The organism is Paenibacillus sp. BIHB 4019, from assembly GCF_002741035.1.
Classification (GTDB): domain Bacteria; phylum Bacillota; class Bacilli; order Paenibacillales; family Paenibacillaceae; genus Pristimantibacillus.
In genome coordinates this window covers 4,981,286-5,004,668 of sequence record NZ_CP016808.1, presented here as the reverse complement: position 1 = coordinate 5,004,668, position 23,383 = coordinate 4,981,286, and the positions used below count along the sequence as shown (strand labels likewise).

29 protein-coding genes are annotated in these 23,383 nt (G+C 48.9%); 4 read left to right on the top strand and 25 right to left on the bottom strand.

All coding sequences use genetic code 11. The features are described from left to right. Positions 1 to 214: 214 nt before the first annotated feature. From BBD42_RS21705 to BBD42_RS21635, 15 genes are all read right to left on the bottom strand, one after another. Positions 215 to 445 (bottom strand): DUF2273 domain-containing protein, encoded by a 231-nt coding sequence (locus BBD42_RS21705; RefSeq protein WP_099519843.1) that lies wholly within the window; start codon positions 443 to 445, stop codon positions 215 to 217. A gap of 14 nt (positions 446 to 459) precedes the next feature. Further along, the gene (gene amaP, locus BBD42_RS21700) at positions 460 to 1,017 is read right to left on the bottom strand and encodes an alkaline shock response membrane anchor protein AmaP (RefSeq protein ID WP_099519842.1); all 558 of its coding nucleotides are present in this window, start codon (positions 1,015 to 1,017) and stop codon (positions 460 to 462) included. 99 nt (positions 1,018 to 1,116) lie between these two features. After that, the gene (locus BBD42_RS21695; RefSeq protein ID WP_046231945.1) at positions 1,117 to 1,524 is read right to left on the bottom strand and encodes an Asp23/Gls24 family envelope stress response protein; all 408 of its coding nucleotides are present in this window, start codon (positions 1,522 to 1,524) and stop codon (positions 1,117 to 1,119) included. A 109-nt stretch (positions 1,525 to 1,633) separates the two neighbouring features. Beyond that, complete coding sequence (gene accC, locus BBD42_RS21690) at positions 1,634 to 3,019, bottom strand: acetyl-CoA carboxylase biotin carboxylase subunit (protein ID WP_099519841.1); 1,386 nt, start codon at positions 3,017 to 3,019, stop codon at positions 1,634 to 1,636. Positions 3,020 to 3,067: 48 nt separating this feature from the next. Continuing rightward, positions 3,068 to 3,568: an acetyl-CoA carboxylase biotin carboxyl carrier protein gene (gene accB, locus BBD42_RS21685; RefSeq protein ID WP_046231943.1), complete on the bottom strand. Its 501-nt coding sequence runs from the start codon at positions 3,566 to 3,568 to the stop codon at positions 3,068 to 3,070. 403 nt (positions 3,569 to 3,971) lie between these two features. Continuing rightward, positions 3,972 to 4,577, bottom strand: coding sequence for an acetylglutamate kinase (locus BBD42_RS21680; RefSeq protein ID WP_099519840.1), 606 nt, complete (start codon positions 4,575 to 4,577; stop codon positions 3,972 to 3,974). A 137-nt stretch (positions 4,578 to 4,714) separates the two neighbouring features. Beyond that, positions 4,715 to 5,323: a SpoIIIAH-like family protein gene (locus tag BBD42_RS21675; protein WP_150131580.1), complete on the bottom strand. Its 609-nt coding sequence runs from the start codon at positions 5,321 to 5,323 to the stop codon at positions 4,715 to 4,717. A 43-nt stretch (positions 5,324 to 5,366) separates the two neighbouring features. Next, on the bottom strand, positions 5,367 to 6,005 hold the full coding sequence (gene spoIIIAG, locus BBD42_RS21670; protein WP_099519838.1) for a stage III sporulation protein AG: 639 nt from the start codon (positions 6,003 to 6,005) through the stop codon (positions 5,367 to 5,369). Between the two features lie 23 nt (positions 6,006 to 6,028). Further along, entirely contained in the window at positions 6,029 to 6,796 is a 768-nt protein-coding gene (gene spoIIIAF / locus BBD42_RS21665) for a stage III sporulation protein AF (protein ID WP_099519837.1), read from the bottom strand. Positions 6,797 to 6,828: 32 nt separating this feature from the next. After that, positions 6,829 to 8,196, bottom strand: coding sequence for a stage III sporulation protein AE (spoIIIAE, locus tag BBD42_RS21660; RefSeq protein WP_237163192.1), 1,368 nt, complete (start codon positions 8,194 to 8,196; stop codon positions 6,829 to 6,831). Next, entirely contained in the window at positions 8,193 to 8,597 is a 405-nt protein-coding gene (gene spoIIIAD / locus BBD42_RS21655; RefSeq protein WP_056028998.1) for a stage III sporulation protein AD, read from the bottom strand. Before spoIIIAD ends, spoIIIAE begins: the two co-directional genes overlap by 4 nt. Before the next feature lie 36 nt (positions 8,598 to 8,633). Then, positions 8,634 to 8,837 carry a stage III sporulation protein AC gene (gene spoIIIAC / locus BBD42_RS21650; protein WP_046231940.1) on the bottom strand — a complete coding sequence of 68 codons (204 nt, stop codon included), beginning with the start codon at positions 8,835 to 8,837 and terminating at the stop codon, positions 8,634 to 8,636. A gap of 15 nt (positions 8,838 to 8,852) precedes the next feature. Further along, positions 8,853 to 9,371: a stage III sporulation protein SpoIIIAB gene (spoIIIAB, locus tag BBD42_RS21645; RefSeq protein WP_056029000.1), complete on the bottom strand. Its 519-nt coding sequence runs from the start codon at positions 9,369 to 9,371 to the stop codon at positions 8,853 to 8,855. Beyond that, positions 9,365 to 10,420: a stage III sporulation protein AA gene (gene spoIIIAA / locus BBD42_RS21640; protein WP_099519836.1), complete on the bottom strand. Its 1,056-nt coding sequence runs from the start codon at positions 10,418 to 10,420 to the stop codon at positions 9,365 to 9,367. Before spoIIIAA ends, spoIIIAB begins: the two co-directional genes overlap by 7 nt. A 164-nt stretch (positions 10,421 to 10,584) precedes the next feature. Continuing rightward, positions 10,585 to 10,851, bottom strand: a complete 267-nt coding sequence (locus BBD42_RS21635) for a YqhV family protein (protein ID WP_056029004.1) — start codon at positions 10,849 to 10,851, stop codon at positions 10,585 to 10,587. 161 nt (positions 10,852 to 11,012) lie between these two features. Here BBD42_RS21635 and BBD42_RS21630 point away from each other — a divergent pair, with 161 nt between their 5' ends. After that, positions 11,013 to 11,729, top strand: a complete 717-nt coding sequence (locus tag BBD42_RS21630) for a 2-phosphosulfolactate phosphatase (RefSeq protein WP_099519835.1) — start codon at positions 11,013 to 11,015, stop codon at positions 11,727 to 11,729. Between the two features lie 77 nt (positions 11,730 to 11,806). On the opposite strand, the gene BBD42_RS21625 is transcribed toward BBD42_RS21630, so the two are convergent. The 8 genes from BBD42_RS21625 to BBD42_RS21590 all read right to left on the bottom strand — a co-directional run bounded on the left by BBD42_RS21625 (position 11,807) and on the right by BBD42_RS21590 (position 19,165). Continuing rightward, positions 11,807 to 12,694 carry an aminoglycoside phosphotransferase family protein gene (locus BBD42_RS21625; RefSeq protein ID WP_099519834.1) on the bottom strand — a complete coding sequence of 296 codons (888 nt, stop codon included), beginning with the start codon at positions 12,692 to 12,694 and terminating at the stop codon, positions 11,807 to 11,809. A 121-nt stretch (positions 12,695 to 12,815) separates the two neighbouring features. Beyond that, entirely contained in the window at positions 12,816 to 14,069 is a 1,254-nt protein-coding gene (locus BBD42_RS21620) for an aspartate kinase (protein WP_099519833.1), read from the bottom strand. A gap of 116 nt (positions 14,070 to 14,185) precedes the next feature. Beyond that, a complete protein-coding gene (locus BBD42_RS21615) occupies positions 14,186 to 15,019 on the bottom strand; it encodes an amino acid ABC transporter substrate-binding protein (RefSeq protein WP_099519832.1) in 834 nt (277 codons plus the stop codon). A gap of 121 nt (positions 15,020 to 15,140) precedes the next feature. Beyond that, on the bottom strand, positions 15,141 to 16,232 hold the full coding sequence (locus BBD42_RS21610) for a DUF2920 family protein (protein ID WP_099519831.1): 1,092 nt from the start codon (positions 16,230 to 16,232) through the stop codon (positions 15,141 to 15,143). Between the two features lie 146 nt (positions 16,233 to 16,378). Further along, positions 16,379 to 16,936: an elongation factor P gene (efp, locus tag BBD42_RS21605; protein WP_099519830.1), complete on the bottom strand. Its 558-nt coding sequence runs from the start codon at positions 16,934 to 16,936 to the stop codon at positions 16,379 to 16,381. Positions 16,937 to 17,005: 69 nt separating this feature from the next. Then, positions 17,006 to 18,079: a M24 family metallopeptidase gene (locus BBD42_RS21600; protein ID WP_099519829.1), complete on the bottom strand. Its 1,074-nt coding sequence runs from the start codon at positions 18,077 to 18,079 to the stop codon at positions 17,006 to 17,008. A gap of 24 nt (positions 18,080 to 18,103) precedes the next feature. Then, positions 18,104 to 18,544 carry a type II 3-dehydroquinate dehydratase gene (gene aroQ, locus BBD42_RS21595; RefSeq protein ID WP_099519828.1) on the bottom strand — a complete coding sequence of 147 codons (441 nt, stop codon included), beginning with the start codon at positions 18,542 to 18,544 and terminating at the stop codon, positions 18,104 to 18,106. A 93-nt stretch (positions 18,545 to 18,637) separates the two neighbouring features. Continuing rightward, positions 18,638 to 19,165: a YqhR family membrane protein gene (locus BBD42_RS21590; RefSeq protein ID WP_099519827.1), complete on the bottom strand. Its 528-nt coding sequence runs from the start codon at positions 19,163 to 19,165 to the stop codon at positions 18,638 to 18,640. A gap of 299 nt (positions 19,166 to 19,464) precedes the next feature. Here BBD42_RS21590 and BBD42_RS21585 point away from each other — a divergent pair, with 299 nt between their 5' ends. Beyond that, positions 19,465 to 20,382 carry a DUF1385 domain-containing protein gene (locus BBD42_RS21585; protein ID WP_099521745.1) on the top strand — a complete coding sequence of 306 codons (918 nt, stop codon included), beginning with the start codon at positions 19,465 to 19,467 and terminating at the stop codon, positions 20,380 to 20,382. Between the two features lie 13 nt (positions 20,383 to 20,395). Then, positions 20,396 to 20,701, top strand: a complete 306-nt coding sequence (locus tag BBD42_RS21580) for a hypothetical protein (protein ID WP_099519826.1) — start codon at positions 20,396 to 20,398, stop codon at positions 20,699 to 20,701. 128 nt (positions 20,702 to 20,829) lie between these two features. Here the strand turns inward: BBD42_RS21580 and mntR are convergent, their stop codons facing one another. Then, entirely contained in the window at positions 20,830 to 21,252 is a 423-nt protein-coding gene (gene mntR, locus BBD42_RS21575) for a transcriptional regulator MntR (protein WP_056029020.1), read from the bottom strand. A 334-nt stretch (positions 21,253 to 21,586) separates the two neighbouring features. Here mntR and splB point away from each other — a divergent pair, with 334 nt between their 5' ends. After that, positions 21,587 to 22,657 (top strand): spore photoproduct lyase, encoded by a 1,071-nt coding sequence (splB, locus tag BBD42_RS21570; protein ID WP_099519825.1) that lies wholly within the window; start codon positions 21,587 to 21,589, stop codon positions 22,655 to 22,657. On the opposite strand, the gene BBD42_RS21565 is transcribed toward splB, so the two are convergent. Further along, positions 22,654 to 23,373, bottom strand: a complete 720-nt coding sequence (locus BBD42_RS21565; protein ID WP_099519824.1) for a cytochrome c biogenesis CcdA family protein — start codon at positions 23,371 to 23,373, stop codon at positions 22,654 to 22,656. The two genes, splB and BBD42_RS21565, sit on opposite strands and share 4 nt — an antisense overlap. Positions 23,374 to 23,383: the final 10 nt, after the last annotated feature.

Genomic DNA, 23,383 nt, shown 5'->3' with positions numbered 1-23,383 from the left:
CCAAAGCAGTTGCACTGCTTACTGAAATTTATTATTGCTAGCGTAAACGGCTGAAGCCGTCCTTTAGCGGCAAAGCTTCCGTTTCGCGGTAAAATAGAAGCCCATTATAAGCATTTCACTTATAAAGTCTTAGAACTTCAAAAAAACCTATGATCTCCTCCCTGCCTCGAACAACCGGCAATCCGGCTTCCGGAGAACGGAGGAGACCACAGGATTATCTAAACGGGCGAAATCTTTCCATTAATACGCTCCACACTTGCTGCCATCGAGCGGCCGGATCCTGCCGCAAGTCTTTCTTCTTGCCTATCCAATATCCAATTGAGATGAGCAGCATAAAAACCAGCATATCCCAAAAACCTGCAAACAAATACACGAAGCCAAAAAAGAGTCCTGCTGCTGCGCCAATTGTCCGCTTTCCGTAATGAACCCAAAATTCCCTCCACATCCGCTAGCCCACCTCTATTCCACGCGACTCTTGTACATGCCTGTCTGAATGACATTCGCCACAAATACCGTCACATTTGAAACTGGTATCCCTGTAATATCCTCAATATGGCTTTTGACAGCAAGCTGAATCTCTTCCGTGAGCGTTGGGATTGAGCTTTCTCCATCAACAAACACGCGAAGCACAATGTCAAGGCCAGAGTCGGAAGTACGAATGCGCGCACGCAAATCTTTAACCCCGCGACGCTTGGAAGCTGCTTTGAGGGCTAGATTTTCAATCGTTTCAATGGAAATGCGAATGTCGCCAAAATCTGTCCGTTGATCAATTGAAGGCGGAGCTGCAGAACCTCGATGCAAGGAAACAATAAAAAATCTCAAGCTGAGCAAAAATAATACGATCCCAGCAATCATAACGGAAATCTGGATCGATGGCTGCTCAAACATACGGTCTAAAGCCGTAAGAAGCGCACGCTTCGAAATCCAATTAAAGCCAATACATGCGATCATAATGGAAGCGGCACCGATTACGATGCTATAAATAAACAATAGCAGCTTGTCCACAATTCTAAACAATGCAAATGCCTCCTCCGGGCAGACCGAATGAAAACCCCCTTGCGCCGAGCGGCATGCCGATCACGAGGGGGTTATAGTCAATTCTCTTCCATGCAGTTATTACTTGACGCGCAGCAGTTGGTCTTCCTCTACCGGCTTCTCAGCAGCTTTGAAATGAACATCGTGAATATGTACGTTCACTTCAATAACATGAAGACCTGTCATCGTTTCAATCGAACGTTTCACATTACGCTGAATTTCCGAAGCGATTTCTGGAATGCGGTTGCCATATTCCACAATAATGGATACATCAATCGCCGCCTCACGCTGTCCAACATCAACTTTAACGCCTTTAGACAAATTTTTACGGCCAAGCATCTCTGCGATTCCGCCTGCGAAACCGCCGCTCATGCCAGCTACACCAGGCACCTCAACTGTAGCCAGTCCAGCAATGACTTCAATAACCTCGGGTGCGATTTGAATAACGCCAATGTCCGTTTTCTCATACTCCGTTGCTGTTGTACTCATGATAGCTTTACACCTCCCTAAAGTTGCGCGTCCCGCCCTGCATCGGACGGGTAAAGCTTCCGCATCTTATTTCTATACTATATCATTCGCCATGAAATATGACAAACCATTACAGATTGTCCCCAGCTTTTGCCGCAGCCTGCTCTGGATGGAAAACATCATATTCCTCGAGGAACTTGATATCAAAATTTCCTTCAATAAACTTTGGATGCTCCAACAGTTTTTGATGGAAAGGAATCGTTGTTTTTATGCCTTCAATCGCGAATTCAGACAAAGCTCGCTTCATGCGGGCAATCGCTTCCTCACGCGTTCTTCCCCAAACGATCAGCTTGGCAATCATGGAGTCGTAATGCGGCGAAATCGTATAACCCGGATAAACCGCGCTGTCGACCCGCACGCCTGTACCGCCTGGCGCCAGATAGAACGGAATGTGTCCAGGAGACGGCATAAAATTGCGCTCGGAATCCTCGGCGTTAATCCGGCATTCTATCGACCATCCATTAATCGCAAGATCTTCCTGCTTAAAGGAAAGAGGATTGCCTTCCGCTACGGAAATCATCTCTTTTATCAGATCGACATTCGTTATCATCTCTGTAACGGGATGTTCAACCTGAATCCGAGTATTCATTTCCATAAAATAAAACTGGCCGTCTGGACCAAGCAAAAATTCAAGCGTACCTGCGCCTGAATATTGAACGGAAAGCGCTGCGCGAACAGCCGCTTGTCCCATCGCTTCACGAAGCTCAGGAGACAAAACCGGACAAGGCGCTTCTTCGACCAATTTTTGGCGACGACGCTGAACCGAGCAATCGCGTTCAAAAAGATGCACAGCGTTGCCATGCTTGTCCGCCATAATTTGAACTTCGACGTGCTTCATGCCTGTCAAATATTTTTCTAAATAGACGCCTGCATTGCCGAAAGATTTCTGTGCTTCCTGCTGCGCTGTCGTAATTTGCGAAACGAGCATTTCCTCGCTGTCAGCAATACGGATGCCTTTGCCGCCGCCGCCTGCTGTCGCTTTAATAATAACGGGATAGCCGATTTGACGTGCAACTTCAACCGCTTCTTCCATGGTATCAATGATGCCTTCAGAGCCTGGAATAACGGGAACGTTCGCCTGCTGCATCGTTTGCTTGGCTACCGCCTTGTCGCCCATTTTGCTAATCGCCTCAGGCGAAGGCCCGATAAACGTAATGTTGCACGATTCGCAAAGCTCCGCGAAATTCGCATTTTCAGCAAGGAAGCCATAGCCTGGGTGAATCGCATCGCATTCCGTTATGGTAGCAACGCTCATCAGGTTCGTTAAATTCAAATAGCTGTCCTTCGACAAAGTAGGCCCGATGCAATAAGCTTCATCTGCAAGGCGCACATGGAGCGAATCGCGATCCGCCTCCGAATAAACGGCTACGCTTGTAATGCCCAGTTCGCGACATGCGCGAATAATACGCACGGCGATTTCGCCGCGGTTGGCAATAAGAATTTTTTGGAAATTCACATTGTTACTCCTTTCAAATGGCTAGTTCTCCCAGAAGGAGCAATGCTGTTATTCCGGCTTCACCAGAAATAGCGGCTGCCCGTATTCCACCAATTGGCCATTCGTTACAAGCACTTCGACGATTTCGCCGCGCACTTCCGCTTCCAGCTCGTTCATTAGCTTCATCGCTTCCAATATGCAAACGACGCTTTTCTCGGATACGCGATCCCCTGGCTTGACGAATACCGCAGCATCAGGGCTTGGCGAGCTGTAAAACGTACCAACCATCGGGGAAGTGATTTGGTGCAAATTCTCACTTGCAGCGCGCGCTGCAGGCGTCTCAGACGCTGTAGACTGCGAAGCTGGCTCAATAGCAGGCGCCTGTGTGTAAACGGGAGCAGGCTGCTGTGAATATGTATGCGTTAGCGGGGCTGCTTGCACATTGACGACTTCCGTTTTCCCGGGCTTGCGAATTAGCAGGCGAGTCCCTTCGTTTTCGATTTCCAGCTCATGAACGGAGGTTTGATCGACCAGCTTGATCAATTCTTTAATCTCGCTCAATTTGAACATGAATGTTTCACTCCTTAAAGTTTTGCGGTAGCAAAACCGCTTCGTAAGCATCCACTTAGTTTTGCGGTAGCAAAACCGCTTCGTAAGCTTTCGCCTAGTTTTGCGGCAGCAAAACCGCATAGTAGCTTAGCTTGCATTGTTCACTTTTATTAATGGGCACAATAACGTTTAACATTATATCATAAACGCTGAGGAACACGAATTATTTTTTACAAATGCATAAAATAACCCTTAAACAGCTGCCTGTTCCCTTCGTGAAAATCGTTCTAAGCACTCTATAGCTTCAGTCGCTGCATTGAACATAATGGACGAAACAGGCAAAAATTGAACCGCGCATCATTAAAAAACGCAGTCCAGGCCATAAAAACAATGCCTGAACTGCGCTCTTTTTTGATCATTTTGATCAATTGGAAAATAAAGAAGGAAACTGCCGGATAATTCCGTTCGTCATGACATCTGCCATTCCCATTGCCTGCGCTTCGATGGGATCGCCCAGGGCGACGTTTTGCTCATAGTTTTTAGCAAGTCGTGCCGCTACTTCGCCGGTAAGCAGCCTAAGATGCTCATCGAGCATCCTCTTCCATTCCTCTTTGGACCAATAAGGATTAATTTGGCCAAGGAAGTCGGCAATGGCTTCTGCATTCATATACCAGCGTTTTTGTGCATCCGCTGCCGCTGCGTTATCGCCAGCCTGGAGAGCCTTGACGAGTTCAGCTGCAATGACAAGATGCTCCCTCAGCAGTTCGGCAAACCTTGCCGCAATCACCTTGCCATACAAAGGTTCAAGCGCCGCTGCAAAGTCTGTAGGGTTCCTTAGCAGCCTAGCGGTCGTTGCTTGTTCATCACCAAGACGATCAACGATGCTGTTCACCGTCAATCTTGTCCAGTACACATGCTGTACCCACAATGTCCGCAGTTTGCGGTTCAATTCCATGCTGGATGATGTCCAGCATACAGGATGAAGCGATTTGGCCATTTGATGGGGATGGGCAGGATAATAGCGATACATAATGTGTCGTTAGCTCCTTTTTACTTTTTTACATTATATAGGCGCAGGGCGAGTGCCGTGCATGATGGGGCATAAGAAAAATCCCGGAAGTGCCAGCTTAACTGACGTCCGGGATTTTCTGCTCTGGCAACGATTAATTAAGGTACAAATTGCACCGATACCTGATCTGCATTGATTTCCATTTTTTTCATAACGAGATCCACAATATCAGCTGCTTGATTTTTCTCCAGCTTCTCGCTCGCTACGACGACTTTATAAACGTTGTTTTCTTCATCTACGATGGCGGATTCATAGTTTTGCATCAGCTGCTCTTCAAGCTCTGTCAGCTTTACATTTTTTTCTTCAAGCATGGACAGCTGTTTTGCCGCTTCAGTGGATTTTTCTTTATCTACCTGCGTATTTGCGATATCTGCCATCAGCTTATCAAGCTCCTCATTGTTTTCCTGCGTCCGCTTCTCCTGAATATCGGCGAATACGCTCGTTGCGGCCCCCCCTTGCTCATACTGCTCCAGCACCTCTTTGTCCGTTTTGCTCACTCCATTGCCCGCTCCTTGCTGGACCTCATCCACAACGATGCCGCTGCCCGCAGCCTCAGTCGCTCCCTGACCCACCGTCTGCTCTAGCTGCGTGTTGTCTGTCAGCAAATCTGGCGAGCTTGCATCCTGCGTAAACAAGTAATAGGCGGACAGCACCACCATCAAGCTGAGCATCGATACGAGCCAAATCGTTTGTCTTTTCGTGTTCATGTGAACACCCTCCTCAAAATGGTATAAAAGCATAAAAGCTAATCTACTGCTTCCTTGGTGCTACAGAAATACGGGATGCTGCGACATTCACGCCTTTTTCGACCGCATCTATAATTAAACGCCTGACGGTTACGTTTTCCGCACCTTTGGCTACGATAAGGACACCGCGAATGCGCGGATTGATCGTCTTTTTAATAATCGGCTTCTGATCGCCAGACACCTCGACGAGCACGACCTCGCCATCCTTGTTAATCGCCGTAATATGCCGTTTGCCCCCGTTTTTGTCATTCTCGTCTGTAACCGACTGCGTCTCCTTCTCGTTGCGTTCAACGACGATTTCCTCTGTTGAATCAATGGTGACCAGAACATCCACCTCGCCAACACCGACGATTTTCTCCAAAATTTCCTTCAGCCTCGCCTCCAGCGGCTGCTCCACCGCTTCGAATGAGGCCCCTTCATGCGAGCCTGGGCTGGTCCAGGCTGTGTCATCTACTGACTGCAGATTTTGCCCCTGCCCCTGTACGGAAGGCTCAACCTCGTTATAGGTGAGAAAAGAATTAATCAGCATCAGCAGCGCTCCAACACAGCCGATAATGAGCAGGAGGCGCAGCATTTTTACTCGCTTCGGTCCCCCAGGGCCTCCGCCCGCCATCGCTTCCAGCTTCTCCAGCCACTTCGCCACCTGTCATTATCGCTCCTTTCGCCTCACTTTTCTCCGCGAATGCTTGCCGGCTGGCGAATAATGATGGCCTCGGGAGATAAACCCCAGCCCTCGGCGAGCACAGCTCTCGTCTGCTTGTCAAGCTCTGCATTCACAGGCTGCCATAACGGTTCATCCGCAGCACTCTGCGCTTCTGATGAAGGATTCGGCCCAGTCTCCAGCAGCTCAGGCACCATAACCTCAACGCTCACTGGTTCCACTGCTTCGACCTGTACATCCTGTGTTGAATTCGCATCCGCATTTGCAGGAGATCCTCTCGGCGAGGCTGCCTCTTCTTGAGGAAGCATCTGGGGAAACGTCACTGTCACCGTATCCATATCGACCATCTCAACATCCCCTTCCTTGATCCATTTTAGTTTGACTTCAACCGAGCTTGCCGCCTGGCCCGTATAGCGAACGATTGCGGTTTCCATCGCTTTGGAAAGCGTACTGCCGGTCAGGCTAGCCGCCTGCTGCTGCTGCTTGCGTTTAAGCTCCTCCGCCTGACGCTGAATGTCGGCAAGCGTTGGCATTTTCACCTGCCGCTGCGCCGTGCTCATCTCCCATTGCTGGATGCCCGCGCTCAGTCCCGCCGTTACGTCGCCTTGCAGCAGGCGAAGCAATGGAGACAGCAGCGTAAGCAGTACAAGAAGGCCGATAACAAGCCTGGCGTAGCGCAGCATCGCCTTGTTGGGCAGCAGCAGCTCGGTGCATACAGCGAGCATTATGACAGCGATAATGTCACGCAGCCACTCGCCCAGCCAAGCCACCATGCGATTCGCCCCCTTTTTTCAAAGCATCCCGTTTACCGCACCATCATTGCTGCATTTCCTGCTGTCAGCACGATCGTGACCGCCAGGAAAAACATTAAGCTGACGGCAGCCAGCGCAGCAAACACATAGATCAGCGTCTTGCCAATCGTTTGCAGGCAGGCCACAATCGGTGAATCTCCCAGCGGCTGCATGACGGCGGCGCATACATTGTAAATTAGCGCTAGCGTCAGAATTTTGATTGCGGGAAAAGCACTGATAAACAGCAGCATAATGACGCCAGCGAGCCCGATTGCATTTTTCGCCAGCATGGAAGCCGATATGACAGTATCCGCAGCATCCGAAAACATGCGCCCGACGACAGGAACAAAATTGCCTGTGACGAACTTGGCTGTTCGCATCGTTACACCGTCGGTCACCGCTCCCGTCGCCCCCTGCACAGAGACGACACCGAGGAAAATCGTAACCAGCGCGCCTAAAATGGTAATGCTGATGCTGCGCAGCAGATTGGCAAGCTGGGTCACCTTGAAACGCTCGGTCATGGCGCTGACGATATGCAAAATGGCCGAGAAAAACAACAGCGGAAAAACAAGCGTATAAACAAGCGTGCCTACAACATGAATCATAAAAATAATGAGCGGGTGCAGCACCGACACCGTCATGACATTGCCCATCGACGCAAGGAGCGCGAGCAGCAGCGGAAGCATCGCCAGCATGAATTGGATCATGCTTTCTATCGCTTCCTTCGCATAGCCGATTGCTACATTAAAGCTGTTGACCGTGATGATAAGGATGACCATGAAGGTAATGGAATAAGCTACCTTGCTGACCGCATTGCGCTCGAAGGCGTTTTGCAGCGTTTCCAGCATCATGCTGAATACGGTAAGCGTGACGATTGTAACCAGCAGCTTGCCATTGTAGAGCACCTCGTGCAGAAAATAAGACAGCAGCCCTTTCAGCACCGTTTCCAGCTTGAGCCCTTCTCCGCCCGGCAGCAGCATTTGGGCAAAGCTCGGCAGCTTCTGCTCCGGGAAAAATCCGCCATATTCGTTTTTGAGCTCGTTCCAGTATTTCTCCACCGCATCCGTATCCATATCGTTCAGACCGCTGCCGGTCAGCTGCCCGAGTGCGGCTTGCGCCTGAGCCTGCTGTGTTTGCTGCTGCAAGGACTGCGATTGCTGGCTTTGCGGAGTCTGCTGCGACTGATGGGCTTGTGGAGAAGTCGTTGGCTGTGAAGCTGGCTGCTGATAATAAGCCTGTTCCGACTGCCAAGCTGACGCTGACACACCTTGCGCTGCGGCCTCTGAGCTTGGCACAAGCAGCAAAAAGTACAAGACAGCGGCTAACAGCGTAAACCAAACGGCGTTTGACGGATAGGAGCTGCCCGCAAGCTTTATCCTCAACTGGCTCCTCCTCCTGTCGGGAGCAGGTTGATGACCGTTTCGATAATGACGCTGATGATCGGCACCGCCATGACGAGAATTAATATTTTGCCAGCGAATTCGATTTTCGACGCAATGCTTTCCTGTCCGGCATCCCGGACAATTTGAGCGCCAAATTCAGCGATATAGGCGATGCCGATTATTTTCAGCACCGTCTTCAGATAAATAGAAGGGATGCCGGAGCGATTCGCCAAATCAGTAAGCACCGCGATAACGGAATCGATTTTGCCAAGCAGGAACAGAAAAATAAAGAGGCCCGTAAATGCCGCAAGCAGGAAAGCGAACAGCGGCTTTTGCTCTCGAACGACAAGGATGAGGACTGTTGCAATCAGCCCAAGACCGACGATTTGAATGATTTCCACTTCGCTTCACCTACTTGCGGCTTCTCTTCAAGCTAGCTACTGGAACAGAAAAATCGTTTTAATTTCTTGAAACAGCTCGTTTAACATACGCACGACCATAAACAGCACTACAACAAAGCCGATTAATGTCACCCAATGCGCCATATCTTCCTTCCCCATCTGCTTAAGCACCGTATGAATCATCGCAATGATAATTCCGATACCGGCTATTTGGAAAATGGCGCTCACATCCATATTCATTTCTGCGGCACCCCATTAAACCATCAAAATAACGAGCAGCACGGCGATTAAAACGCCGAGGCTTTTCCACATCGTCTCATACCTCGCCTGATCTTCCCGCGCCGAATCTTCCTCCGCCTTCAGTTGAATGAGCGCCAGTTTCAAATGCTTAAGCTGGTCCTCACGGTCGCTAATACCGAGCGTTGAGCCAAGACGGATCAACACCGCCTGCTCGCTCGCCCGCATGGCCGTCGTTCCCCAAACCTCGCGCACCGCCCGCTCCCAGCTTTCTGGAAACGAAAGCCCTTCATCGCTTGCAAGCCCTTCTGCAGCCAGCATCAGCATCCGGTTTAGTGGAGCCGGAACAAAAGCTGCTGTTCGAGTCAGCGCCTCCGGCAGCGGGGTATGCCCGTAGCCAATTTCCGTTTCAAGCCTTTGTAGCGCGTGAGCAGTGTGGCGAAGCTGGCGGGGCCTAGCGGCAAAACGCGCCGCCTGCTGAAAGCCAAGCATCGTTCCGGCGAACAAAATCAGCAGCGCGCCAAGCAGCTTCAGCACATGGCATCGCCCCGCATCAGCCCGGAAAATAGCGGCGCAGCATCTTCGGCTAAACGCGGTACTGCTGCTGTTGGCTCGCGCGCCGCCCAGCCTCTTACGCAAGCTTCTGTCGTAAGCACCCGGTGCATAATGCCCGAAGGCGTTCGGCGCAGCTCGACAATAAGGGAGAAAGCCCCTTCCTCTAGCAGTGAGCGCAATACAGGCCGCCCTCTCGCATCCTCAGCATCATACGCATGGGCTGTCGCTATGACGCTGACTCCGGCATGGCTGGCTTCCCGAATCGCCTCGCCATCCTCGGGCCGTCCAATTTCATCAGCAATAATGACATCGGGCGACATCGAGCGCAGCAGCATCATCATCCCTTCCGCCTTGGGACAAGCATCCATGACGTCGGAGCGCGGGCCAATATCAAAGGTTGGGATACCGCGGACACAGGCGGCTATTTCCGAGCGCTCGTCCACGATTGCCACTTTTCTGCCCGGCCAGCTGGCAGCATCCCCGCCTCCCCATAACCCGTAGCTGACGGATCTTGCAATGTCGCGAACGAGCGTCGTCTTGCCCTGCTGAGGAGGGGCCAGCAGCAGTGTGGAGCGGATCGTTTTCCGTGATCGGTCCAGCAGCTTCGGCATGAGCGGGGTCGCTGAGCCGGGAACCTCCCGGGCAATCCGAATATTAAAGGCGCCTATTTCACGAATGCCGCGGACGCTGCCGTTATCGAGAACGGTACGCCCTGCAAGTCCAACCCGATGACCGCCTGCTACTGTAATGAAGCCCCGCCGGAGCTCCTCTTCCATGGCATACAAGGAGTAGTTGGTCATCCGCTCCAGCAGCTTGCGGCAAAGGTCAGCAGTAGGCTTGTACGCTCCGCCTGCTTGGGTTAAGAGCGTGCCATCGTTTGCAGCGAAACGCGATTGGCCTGCCATGCCAATTTCCAGCGGGCGCCCTTCGCGAATCCGTATCTCTTCCAGCTGCTCCTGAACCTGCGCAGGGAGCCGTTCCAATATCGCTTTCAGCTCTAGCGGCAGCAAATGCGTAATACGGCTAAGCATGCGTTCATCACTCCCGGATGTTTGTCCTTAGTCCTCTTATATGTATGCTTGGCCAGTTAAAATATGTCCAACTGGAACGAAATTGCTAGATTAGAATTTATTTAACTAGGAGCAGACCGCTTCTTATTAAAGGCCTTCGTTATCGGGTACTGCACCGATTCTCGTTATTTTTTCAAAATACCAATCATTAGACATAGAATACCGGCTGCTACCCAAGCAAATTTGCTATAGGACAGCTTATCTGCGAGCCCTACCAAACCAATCGTCGTCGTCGCAATCAAAATCAGCGGCCCTACTAACGCCAAAGAGGAATTGACGAGAAGCGCCTTGTCGATCTGATTGAGTTTAAGCATAATAATAGCTGCGCAAATTTCGATGGTTCCCGAGGCAAAGCGCAAGGATGCCATTGCCAGCACGATTTTATTCAGCATAAAAATCCACCTCCACCCTTGTCCAGCCGACCTGTTTCTAGCTTATGCAGCAGACTACTGCATTCATGACCGCTGCACTTGGGACACATGCCCAGAAGAAGGTGCATATATTGCAGGCATAAGGCTATGAGAAGCTAAGGCAAAGAAAGGCGGATAACGACATGCAAGTTGAGGTCATATCAAGCGTGAATGAAGCCAGCCAGGCGCGCTTTCATCATAAAACAGCCATTGTTGTCGATGTTTTGCGGGCTGGCAGCACGATTGTGACGGCGCTTGCGGCCGGGGCCGAGGCCATCATTCCGGTAGAAACAGTTATGGAGGCCAAAGCAGCGCAGCAGCAGGGGGATTTACTAGGGGGGGAACGGTTTTGCCGCAAAATATCCGGCTTTGACCTTGGCAATTCGCCTGATGAATATGAAACGACTACGGTTCGCAACCGACGTATTATTTTGACCACAACGAACGGAACGCGCGCGCTGCAAAAATCCGCCCGTGCCGATTACGTATTGACAGCCGCGCTAATGAACGCCGCTGCCTGCGCCCATGCGGCGCTCGCGCTGCGGCGCGATGTCGTCATTTTATGCGCAGGCTATAATGATGCTTTCGCTGCCGAGGATGGCTATGGCGCCGGACTGCTGCTTGAGCGTATGATGCAGGCAGGCATAAACGCTTTGGAACTGGACGACTTCGCAATCGCTATGCTCGGCTTCTACCGCAGCCGCAGTTCTGCTGCGCTCGATACACTCGCCTCCGGATCCACTGGCAAGCGGCTGCTCAAGCTTGGGCTCCAGCGGGATATTGAAGCATGCGCAGCCGTCGATATTTATAAAGACGTTCCCGTACTCCAAGGAGAGAAGCTCGTGCTGTTGACGCGCTGAATCGCTTATAAAAATAAAAGCAGCAGATTAAGGCGAATAATCACGCCCTAGCCTGCTGCTAGTCTCGCTTTAGGCTGCTACTCCAGCACAAGCGCATTATTGAGAAATTTATTTTTCATTATTTTGCGATTGATCCGTTCGATCGTTGACTCATCTTTAGGGACTGGTGCGAATCGATAGAGCAATAACCATCTTAGGCACGCAATGGCTTCAAACCTTTGAACTTCTTCTTTATCAAAATCACTTTGAGCTAAATATGCATTTTGGAATACCGCGGCTAATGGTTCCCCCTTGTATAAATAAATTAAAAAACTCGTCCAGGCAAAATCATACCTGACATCCCCTAATTGCCCATTGGTCCAGTCAATGATCGTGTATTTCCCTTGATTTTCTACTACGTTGCCTAAATTAAAGTCACCGTGGATAAACTTATTTTGCTGCATATTTGAACCATTAATTAGCTCTGTTAATTCCGCTTCAATGTCTTGATGCTCTTCGATTTGCGGGTAAAAATAATGGATAAAATCGTATTTCCTATGAAGCAGGGGATCTAATTCCTGGACGGATACTTTATGGATGTCCAACAATAATTGAGCCAACTGCTCAACTTGCTGATTCGTTATTTGGGAGAGCGGGCTGCCATCATAGCTGGTTAACAGCGCCTTATGGCCGTAAGCGGTGTGTCCCCATCCATATGCTGCCGAAGCAGAAATGCCTATGTTCCAAAGCGCTTGCAGCAGGACGTATTGAAATTGAACATCTGGATCGGAATCCTTGTCCCATATTTTTAAAACAAAGCTGTCCGTAACGGACGAATATTTCCACACATGGGCCTCCAGTCCAGCCGGCATGCTGCTGCAGGCGAGTTCTTGTTTCAGCAACTCATTCATGAAGCTCGTGCTCTCAGCCCAAACTATTTCATTTAAGAACGCCACATTGGAACCCCTTCCATTTTGATTAATCATATCTAATTGTACTTAATCTTACCACTCTGCACATCTCCATATATGCAAAAAAAGGCAAAGAGCGTTTGCTCCTTTGCCTTTTTGATTTCTCTTACATGTTTCTTACATTAAAACAAGCCGTCTAACGACGGTCCTGCGGCCCGCCAACGAAAGCTTGCTCAGCTGTATCCAAACCGTATGCCGTATGCAGCGCACGCACCACTTCTTGCAGCGGCTCAGCATCAATGACGCAGGAAAGTCTGATTTCAGAAGTGCTGACCATCTTAATGCTGATGCCAAGACCTGAAATCGCTGCGAACATCGTTGCAGCAACGCCTGGATTGCTGACCATGCCAGCACCGACGATTGAAACTTTAACCAGGTTTTCTTCAGAAGTCACTTTGTTGTACGGAAGCTCTCCGTGCAGATTTTCAATGACTGCAACCGCTTTGTCTTTATCATCGAGCGAAAGCGTGAAGGAGAAGTCGGCTGTGCCGTCCTGTACGCCGCTTTGCACAATAATGTCTACATCCACGCCATTATTTGCAAGTGCGCCAAATACTGTCGCGAGCACGCCTGGCAAATCTGGAACGCCCAGAATGCTAATTCTAGCTACATTTTTATCGAATGCAATACCGCGAACGACAGCGCCTTGTTCCATCGTTACTTCCTCCTTTACACTTGTACCTTCGTTGTAGGTAAAGCTTGAACGAACGACCAGCTTTACATTGTAATGCTTTGCGTATTCAACCGCACGCGGATGAAGCACAGCAGCTCCCAGATGGGCAAGCTCCAGCATTTCATCATACGAAATTTCATCAAGCTTGCGAGCGCATTTGACAACGCGCGGATCGGTCGAATAAATGCCATCCACATCGGTGTAAATTTCGCACACATCCGCTTTAACCGCAGCTGCCAGTGCTACTGCTGTCGTGTCGGAGCCGCCACGTCCCAGCGTCGTAATGTCGCCTTCCTCGGACATCCCTTGAAAACCGGCTACGATAACAATATGGCCCGCATCCAGCTCCTTGATCATGCGCTCAGTACGAATATCTGTAATTTTCGCCTTGCTGTGTACAGCATCCGTACGGATTCCCGCTTGCCAGCCTGTCAACGAAACAGCGTGGTGTCCCAGCTGGTGAATCGTCATCGACAAAAGCGCTACCGATATTTGCTCGCCTGTCGTAAGCAGCATATCCATTTCGCGCGCTGGCGGATTAGGATTAAGCAGCTTCGATTGGTCGATCAGATCATCCGTTGTATCCCCCATTGCAGATACGACAACAACAACGCGGTTTCCCGCCTGCCTATTTTCAATAATTCGTTTTGCTACCCGTTGCATCCGCTCCGGCGTTCCCACCGAGCTTCCGCCAAACTTCATCACTATCAACGACAAAGCTGACTCACTCCCAACCTTGACATATACATGCAAGTCAATATTATAGCACAACCATCGTGCATCTGGGTATATCCCATCACAAAAATACAAGCAACCTTCACAGCTTCAGCCTGCTATTTGGAAACGTCGGTGCCAAAATATTTTGTTGAAATTTCCAAATATGTACCGTCTTTTTTCATATCCGCAAGCGCCCGATTGACGGCGATAACAAGCTCATCATGCCCTTTCGTAAACAAAGCGCCGCTTGCCGTTGCCTCCGACATTTCATCGACAATTTTGAGCGGCGCCTCCGGGTCGCGATGCAATAATTCTAAATACGTTAACCCATCATTAACCGTGGCATCCACGTCACCGGACAGCAGCAAAGAAATCGCTTCATCAAAGCCTTTGGACGGCACAATTTCCGCACCATACCGCTGTGCAATATCAAGCAAATTGCTTGTCAGCGATTGTGCCGCCTTTTTCCCTTTCAAGTCAGAAAGCTTCTTAATATCCGTGTTATCCTGTTTCACAATGAGCACAATATGGGAGTAAATATAAGGATCGGAAAAATAATATTGCTCCAGCCGATCGTCCCGAATACTGACTTGATTAAAAACAACATCAAACTTCCCCGCATCAAGTCCCGCAAATATATCAGCCCATGGCGTTTCAATAAATTCAGGCTCCACGCCAATACGCTTGCTAATTTCTGCAGCTATCTCTACATCGAATCCGACAAGCTTGCCGTTTTCGTCATGATAAGTAAAAGGCGCATACGTTCCTTCCGTTCCTATACGCAGCTTCCCGCTTGCTTGAACAGCCTTCAGAGAGTTTTGCCCACCAGCTGCCGCTTCCCCCGAACTTGCAGCTGGCTGATTCGTTGCATGCGGCTCAGGTCCCGTACCACAGGCCACCAGCAAAAACCAACAGGCTGCCAGCAGAAAAACAAAGCTTTTTCTTGCCATTCACTCTACTCCTCTACGTCATCGCTAGCTGCATGAGCTTAACTATTATATTGAATGTTACAATAGTAAGCCTTTGTACATCAATGCTTTTTGCGATAAAAATGAGAAGTTCGTGTGAAGTTTAACCCATTTGAAAAGCTCCTTTGATTTCTTCAAGCTTAATAACAATTTCTGCAATCGATCGTTGTTCTTCCAAAAAGCTGCTTACGGACCCATATTTCATCGCTAGATCTATGGCACTTTGAATATTATTCTGAATAGAGTGAAGCATTAACGTTTGCATTGTATAATCCTTGCTCATCTCAAACGCAACCAGCCCTAATTCGTAATTAAAATCTAGATTGACTTCTCCAATTTGAAATAGCGTATTCTGTAGCATGTAAGGAGCTTCCTTTTCCAATACATAATTAGATATTACGTAATCGAACATTTTAAGAAAGTCTGCCTTCAAACCATGCCCAGTTGAACCGAATGGACCATCTGTATTAAGATCCTTTTTATTAATTCGATTAAAAATACAATTGTCTATATGGCCAACTAACGCTTCCTTGCGTTCTATTGGCTCAAGAGCATCATCTTCCCCATGATAGGAAATGATTTTTGCTTTGTTTTCAAAGTTGCTATAAAGGATTCTCAAATCATATAGTTCAGGGAAAATAACTACTTTTCTGGCCAAAAAGGTGAACTCGACACCGTTGATCTCGCGCCCGTAATCCAAGTAGGCAGGATATATATAAGCGGAGTTATCGATAATGGCCGAAAACAAAAGAGGAGCAAATCGGTTACATAAATAGGCTAGATATGCCCCATGCGAATGACCATAAGCAACAATTTTTCTTTCGTTAAATGACAGATCGTTATCCTTTAATATGGCGATAACCATAAGTACAGCAGTGATATTATCCAGAGCCTGCATGATTGACATGTCATTAAAATAATCTAATGTTTCTTCTTTCTGCTCTGATTGCATATACTCCCAGCCAAAATAATCACATTGTATACATACGAAATTGTACTGGTCTGGAAATTTATCACGCATCTTTTTGTACACATTAGAATTGGCATGCCCCCCATAACCAGAAATAAAAAGAAGCAAACCTGTCTCCGCATTAACACCATTTTCTGGTTCACTAAAATATAAATTCATATTTCTAGAACTATGATTATATACATTTCGATGTGCCGCGATATCAACGACATAATGCTTCGCCATTCTTTCCCTTCTCCTTCGCTCTCGATTTTCATTTTTGGCTGCCGCTCTAGTGATAAATAGTTAGGAAAACTGCTTGATAATATTGTAAGCAAAAAAAAGCTGCTCCAAGGGTCAATTGCACCCTTGAAGCAGCTCATTGCCATCTCCTATGCGCGGGAGATGTACTTTCCTTCGCGAGTATCGATCAACAGCACATCGTCCTCATTAATGAACAATGGAACTTGTACGTTGTGTCCCGTTTGAAGCTTTGCATTTTTAGTTGCGCCGGTTGCCGTGTTGCCTTTAATGCCTGGCTCCGTCTCAATAACTTTCAGCTCAACGCTGTTCGGCATTTGGATACCGATAATTTCGCCTTGGTAGCTGGAGATGTTGACCGTCATGTTCTCGATCAGGAAGTTGATTTCCCATTCCAGCTGCGATTCGTTCAGTTCGAACTGGTCATACGTTTCGTTGTCCATGAACGTGTACTCGGAACCGGAGTTGTACAAGTATTGTACAGCACGGTTTTCGATGATCGCACGAGCTAGCGATTCGCCTGCACGGAATGTTTTCTCAACAACGTTGCCGTTGCGGAGGTTTTTCAGCTTGGAGCGCACGAATGCCGCGCCTTTGCCTGGCTTAACGTGCTGGAAATCGGTTACGGAAAAAATGTCTCCGTCTACTTCAATTGTCAATCCTGTTTTAAAATCATTTACTGAAATCACTGCTGATTACCTCCTGGGATTAGAAAAATAGCAAGCTTGATCGTGCTCGTTTACCGCTGTTACCACAACTTAGCCTAAAGTAAGAAACGCTTTAGTCGATGCGGTTAATATTTTAATACCGGTGTCCGTAATTACGATGTCATCCTCGATCCGTACTCCGCCGAAACCGGGGAGATAGATGCCAGGCTCAACCGTTACCGTCATACCGGGGGTTAAAATCGTTTCGCTAAGCTTGGACAAACGCGGAGCCTCGTGCACTTCCATGCCGAGTCCGTGTCCGGTGCCGTGACCGAACTTGTCGCCATAGCCATATTTCGTGATGACATCACGCGTCAAAGCATCCGCCTCACGTCCAGTCATGCCCGGACGGATATGAGCAAGCGCATTCAGCTGTGCCTCCAGCACAATGTCATAAATTTCGCGATGCTTGTCCGTTGGCGTACCAACGACAACCGTACGCGTAATATCAGAGCAATATCCTTTCAGATAAGCGCCGAAATCCAGCTTCACGAATTCATTGTTGCCGATAACCCGCTCGCTAGCTTTGCCATGCGGCAAGGCTGAGCGCTCTCCGGACGCTACGATCGTCTCGAACGAAGAGGAATGAGCACCATGGCTGCGCATGAAAATTTCCATCTCCAGCGCGATATCGCTTTCCTTCACGCCAGGCTGCAGCAGCTTCTGGATATGCGTAAATGTCGCATCCGCTAGATCAGCAGCCTCCTGCATCACTTGCAGCTCCGACTCGTCCTTGATCATCCGCAGGCCTTCAACAAGCCCCGCTACTGGATGAAGGGCAATGCCGCCAAGCACAGCTGTCCAATCAGCGAATTCGCCGTAAACAACGTGCTCCTGCTCAAAGCCCAGCTTGCTGATTTTTCTCGCTTTCAACAGCTCTTTCACCGTTTCCATCGCTTTAGGCGCATGTTCAACGATTTCATAGCCGATCGCCTGCTCAGGAGCCTGCGTCATATAGCGGAAATCGGTCAGCAAAATGCTGTCGCTTAACGTAATGAGGACCATACCAGAGGAGCCTGTAAATCCGCTTATATAACGGCGATTGTATTCGCTGTTAATAAGAATAGCTTCCAGACCCAGCTCCGTAAGGGCGCTGCGCAAGCGATTCACTCTTTCCTTTGACATTTATGTTCATCCCCTTTCCGTTTTTTAAGTCATCTTCAGCTTACGAGCAAGTGCCGCAAGGCCAAGCTCATAGCTCTGTGGACCGAAGCCGGCAATTTGCCCGACCGCTACAGGTGCAATAACCGACACGTGACGGAATGCCTCGCGCGTATGTATGTTGGACAAATGCACTTCAACTACAGGAAGAGCTACCGTACTTAAAGCATCGCGCAGCGCATAGCTGTAATGCGTAAGCGCTCCGGGATTAATAAGTATGCCATCCTCTGCGCCATAAGCGCTATGTATCCGATCAATAAGCGCGCCCTCATGGTTGGATTGGAAAAAATCCAGCTGTACATTCAGACCCTTCGCCTGCTCCAGCAAGTTAGCCTCAATATCAGCAAGCGTAGCCGATCCATAAATTCCTGGCTCACGAACACCAAGCATATTCAGATTCGGGCCATTAAGCACCAGAATTTTGAGCATTTGCACACCTCCCTAACGGACAAATCAATGCTAAAGACAAAGATCAATTGCCATTTTACCACATATGCCCGCCGCTTGAGAAGGGACAACTATTCAGCTTGCTTGTACAGGCTCTCGGGACGCCTCGTCTGTAAATTCAAAAGCAATGGTGTAGCCGATAAAAACACCCCATAGCAAAAAGACACATAGTTCGGCGCTAAGCGTATTCCAGCCTGTTTTCCACACCGTCCGAGTCACATGCAGCATCGGCCCTACAGCAAGAAAAACGATCGCCCACCAGGCGAGCCCATAGAGCACACCAGGCCATGGACCTTTGAGCTTGCGGAACAGCAGGCCGTATAGCAGTGCAGCCATTATTGAAAAAACAATGTAGCAGCCAATGCCTACTACTATGCCCCAGCCCGACTTCAAAAAGGAGGAGCGAAAAAACGGGTCCGCCATTATGCCTGGCAGCTCCATTGTAAATTTCATTTCATAAAAAAACCAGCGCAATATGCCCCAAATCAAGCCGGCAAAAAAGCCCGTCGATAAGCAATACGTCCAAATATTCGTATGATGCTTGCCTTCATATGGATTGCCGCCTTTTCCGGCGGTCCGTTTGTTTTGTTTATTTTCTGCCATCGTTTCCTTCGCCTCCAGCTTGTGATCACCTGTCGCCTTCTAGATAAAAGAAGCCATGATTTAGTATGTGAAAAAAAGCATAGAAGTAACCGCCTCTGTTGGCAGCTGTTTCTGGTTTGCCCAAGCAGCTCAAACGTTGGCAATTGCCGCACCGATCAAGTACAATAGAACTATTCGCAAGAAAATGAAAAAAATGATTCGTCACCTGATCGGGACGATACACTTTTAAGGAAGGTGACCAACACTTGTCGCAAAAGCCAAAAAGCATCTATGGAGGACAAGCTGTCATTGAAGGCGTCATGTTCGCAGGAAGCCATGTCAATGTTACAGCTGTTCGCCGAAAAAATGACGAAATCATCTTTTATGAGGTTCCGCGGACGACGAAGCGCTGGATCCAGCAACTGAAGAAAATTCCGATTGTGCGCGGTGTTGTCGGCATAATAGATTCCAGCGCCAAAGGCTCGCAGCATCTGAACTTTTCTATGGAAAATTACGCGGAGGATGAGGCGAAGGAAGAAGCCGCCAAAAATCCCGAAGCACAGCCGAAGCCTGAGAAGGAGCAAAAATCCGGCTTCAGCCTCAGCATGATTGTCGGTGTTGCCGTGGCAGGCGTGCTGTCGTTTATTTTCGGCAAGCTGATTTTCACCGCAGCTCCCGCTGCGCTGGAAGAACTATTGTTCAGCAATGTATTTGAGAGCAAAGTCGGTCATAACCTATTAGAAGGACTTATCAAAATCATTTTATTGCTTGCTTATTTATATTTGATGTCGCTTACGCCGATTATCAAAAGACTGTTTCAATATCATGGCGCCGAGCATAAAGTAATTAGCGCCTATGAAGCTGGCGAGAAGCTTACGATCAGCAATGTGCAAAAATACAGCCGCCTGCACTATCGCTGCGGCAGCAGCTTTATTATTTTTACCGTCATTGTCGGCGTTATTATTTATTCGCTGCCTTTCTTCACTTGGGATTCCATCTGGGAAAGAATTTACATTCGCATTTTGCTGCTCCCTATCGTTCTCGGCATTTCTTATGAGGTGCTGCGCATTACAAATGCCATGCGCGACATTCCCGTGCTGCGCTATCTCGGCTACCCGGGCCTGTGGCTGCAATTGCTGACAACGAAAGAACCGAAGGACGACCAGGTTGCCGTATCCATCGCTTCCTTCAACCGGATGCGCGAGCTTGATCAACAAATGACCAATATTAAAGCGTAAGGGCGGAATGATTATGGCAAACAGGCCTAAAAAATGGAGCGTGCCGGCAATTATTATTATGTCTTTGCTTGGCATCGGAGTTATTTATGGCGTTTTGACCGATATGCGTTCATTCCTTATCCCGATAATCGTATTCGGCCTCATTTATGTGCTTTACAAGTTCCCGCCTGACCGCTGGAGAGGCCGTTCCGGCTCTGCTTCGCCTCAGGTGCGCCCTGGCAACCGCTCACAGCCTGCCAAACGCCCGAAATCGCAGCGTACGCCGTTCCGTGTTATCGAAGGCGGCAAGGAAGATGATGATCTGCCGAAGTATCATTAAGCCACTGTAGCCCGCGATAACAGCTGGCCCACCGCACAAAAAAAGAGCGTGACCTCGATTTCTTGGAGGTCACGCTCTTTTTGCGTGTAATTGCACATCATGCTGCGTTTCACTTCATATTTGCATGATCACTCATTATCGAGCTCGGCGCGAACCGCTTTAAGGTCGTCCAATCGGGAAGGATCACGTTCGAAAAATGCGACGAGCGTCTCGATGCAGGTAATCGAATCCCAGCTTAAATGATGCTCAATGCCTTCAACATCCTGATAAATATTCTCATCTTGGACGCCGATAATGGCCAGAAATGATTCCAGCAGATGGTGGCGCTCCACAAGCCGTTTGCCCATCTTCTTCCCTTTTGTCGTTAATACAAGACCACGGTATTTCTCATAAATTAAATAGTTATCTTTATCGAGCTTTTGAATCATCTTCGTCACTGACGAAGGGTGAACCTCCAGCCCTTCCGCAATATCCGACACTCTCGCGTAACCTTTTTCGTCTATGAGCTTATAAATTCGTTCCAAGTAGTCTTCCATGCTCGGTGTCGGCATTGAAGAACCCCCTAACCCAACTTCTTTCACCTTGTTTCCTCGGCGTTACTCTAGTATCATACACTGTTTTGAAACCTGTCTGCAACCTTAAGGACAATCCCGGCCGCGCAATAATTAATGGCATTAGCGATAACGGCATTTCTTGAAATATAAGAATTTATAAGTTTCACATTTATCATTAGGCTTATATTTCTCGGACTGAAACGCGCTGCGCCGCCAGAGGAAGGCTTTCGGCCGTTTCACCTTGCAATTCCCAGTTTGAAGCCCGCTGACTTGTCGCACATTATAACTTAAGCTTCTTCTTTGAAGCAACAAAGCACAGGAGGTGCCGCTCATGGCTTCCACTATAGAGGAGCGTCCAAAAACAGCGCTGAAGAGCTTATCCTTCGTTCCCGAGCTCGTCTATTTTGAACCGGATGCGCTTAATTATCCGAAAGGCAAGCGCATTTATGACTGGGTGCAAAAGGAAGGCATTCCTTTCCGCATGACCAGCTCACATAACCGGATTACCAATTTGCCCGGTGAAACCGAGCTTGAGAAATATCGAATTGCCAAACGTACGCTCGTTGTAGGTCTTCGCAAAACGCTAACTTTCGATACGTCCAAGCCATCCGCAGAATATGCCATTCCTATTGCCACTGGCTGCATGGCACATTGCCATTATTGCTATTTGCAGACGACGCTTGGCGCCAAGCCTTATATTCGCGTCTATGTCAACATCGATGAAATTATCGGCGCTGCCAAGCAATACATCGACGAGCGGGCACCGGAAATAACCCGCTTCGAAGCCGCTTGTACGTCCGATCCTGTCGGGCTGGAGCCCATTACGGGCAGCCTGCGCGAGCTGATTGAATTTATGGCGGAGCAGCCGCTAGGCAGACTGCGCTTCGTGACGAAATTCCATCATGTCGACTCTTTGCTGGATGTTAAGCATAATGGCCATACCCGCATTCGCTTCAGCGTCAACAGCAAATATGTGATCAAAAATTTCGAGCCGGCCACCTCCCGCTTCGAGCAGCGAATTGAAGCAGCAGCCAAAGTAGCTAAAGCCGGTTATCCGCTCGGCTTTATCATTGCGCCGATTATCTGGCATGAGGGCTGGGAGGAAGGCTACGCCGAGCTGCTCGCATCGCTTGCAGCGGCGCTGCCTGAAGAGGCCAAGCAAGCCGATCTAACTTTTGAGCTTATCCAGCACCGTTTTACGAAAACAGCGAAAAACGTGATCGAGCGCCGCTATCCGCGTACGAAGCTGGAAATGGACATTGAGAAGCGCAAATACAAATGGGGCCGCTGGGGACAAGGAAAATATGTCTACCCTACAGAACAAGCAGATGCGCTCCGATTGTTTATATCAGAGCGCATCTTTGAACATTTTCCACAAGCAAAAATTGAATATTTCACTTAAAACTTCAGCCAATCCGGCGTAATGAGGTTAAGCCACGACGTAATTTGCGTCATTTGATCGGTGAAGAGCATAATGCCGAGCACAATCATAATCGCTCCGCCGACCTTCATCACCGTATTCGTATATTTCAGCAGCCATCTCGCTGAGCCTAGGAAAAAAGCCAATACGAAAAACGGAATGGCAAAGCCTAAAGCATAAGCCGTAGTCAGCTTAAACCAGGTATTCGGCTCGGATGCCGCCAAAGCCAGAATCGCCGTTAAGGCAGGTCCTGTGCAAGGCGACCACCCGGCCGAAAAACCGATGCCAAAAATAAAGGAGCCTAAATAGCCGGTTTTTTTCGAAGGATCAAACGGCAGCTTGCGCGTCTTCATCAGCAATTGCGGCTGAAAAACGCCGAGCAGAAACAGCCCCATCAGCACAATTAATATTGCCGATAATTTGCGGATAAGCGGCTCGTATTCGCTGAACGTTTCCGCGAACACATTTGTGCCGTAGCCAAGCGTGTAATACACCGTACAGAAGCCGATAATGAAAAACAGCGTATGCAGCATCGTGCGAGAGCGCATTTGCTTGCTCGTATGCTCATTATTTTTGAGATCGCTGACGGAAATGCCGGTTATGTAAGATAAATAAGATGGATACAAGGGCAAGCAGCATGGGGAGATGAAGGAGGCAAAGCCAGCCCCGAGTGCGAGCCAAATATTAAGATCGTTCACCGTACAGCAC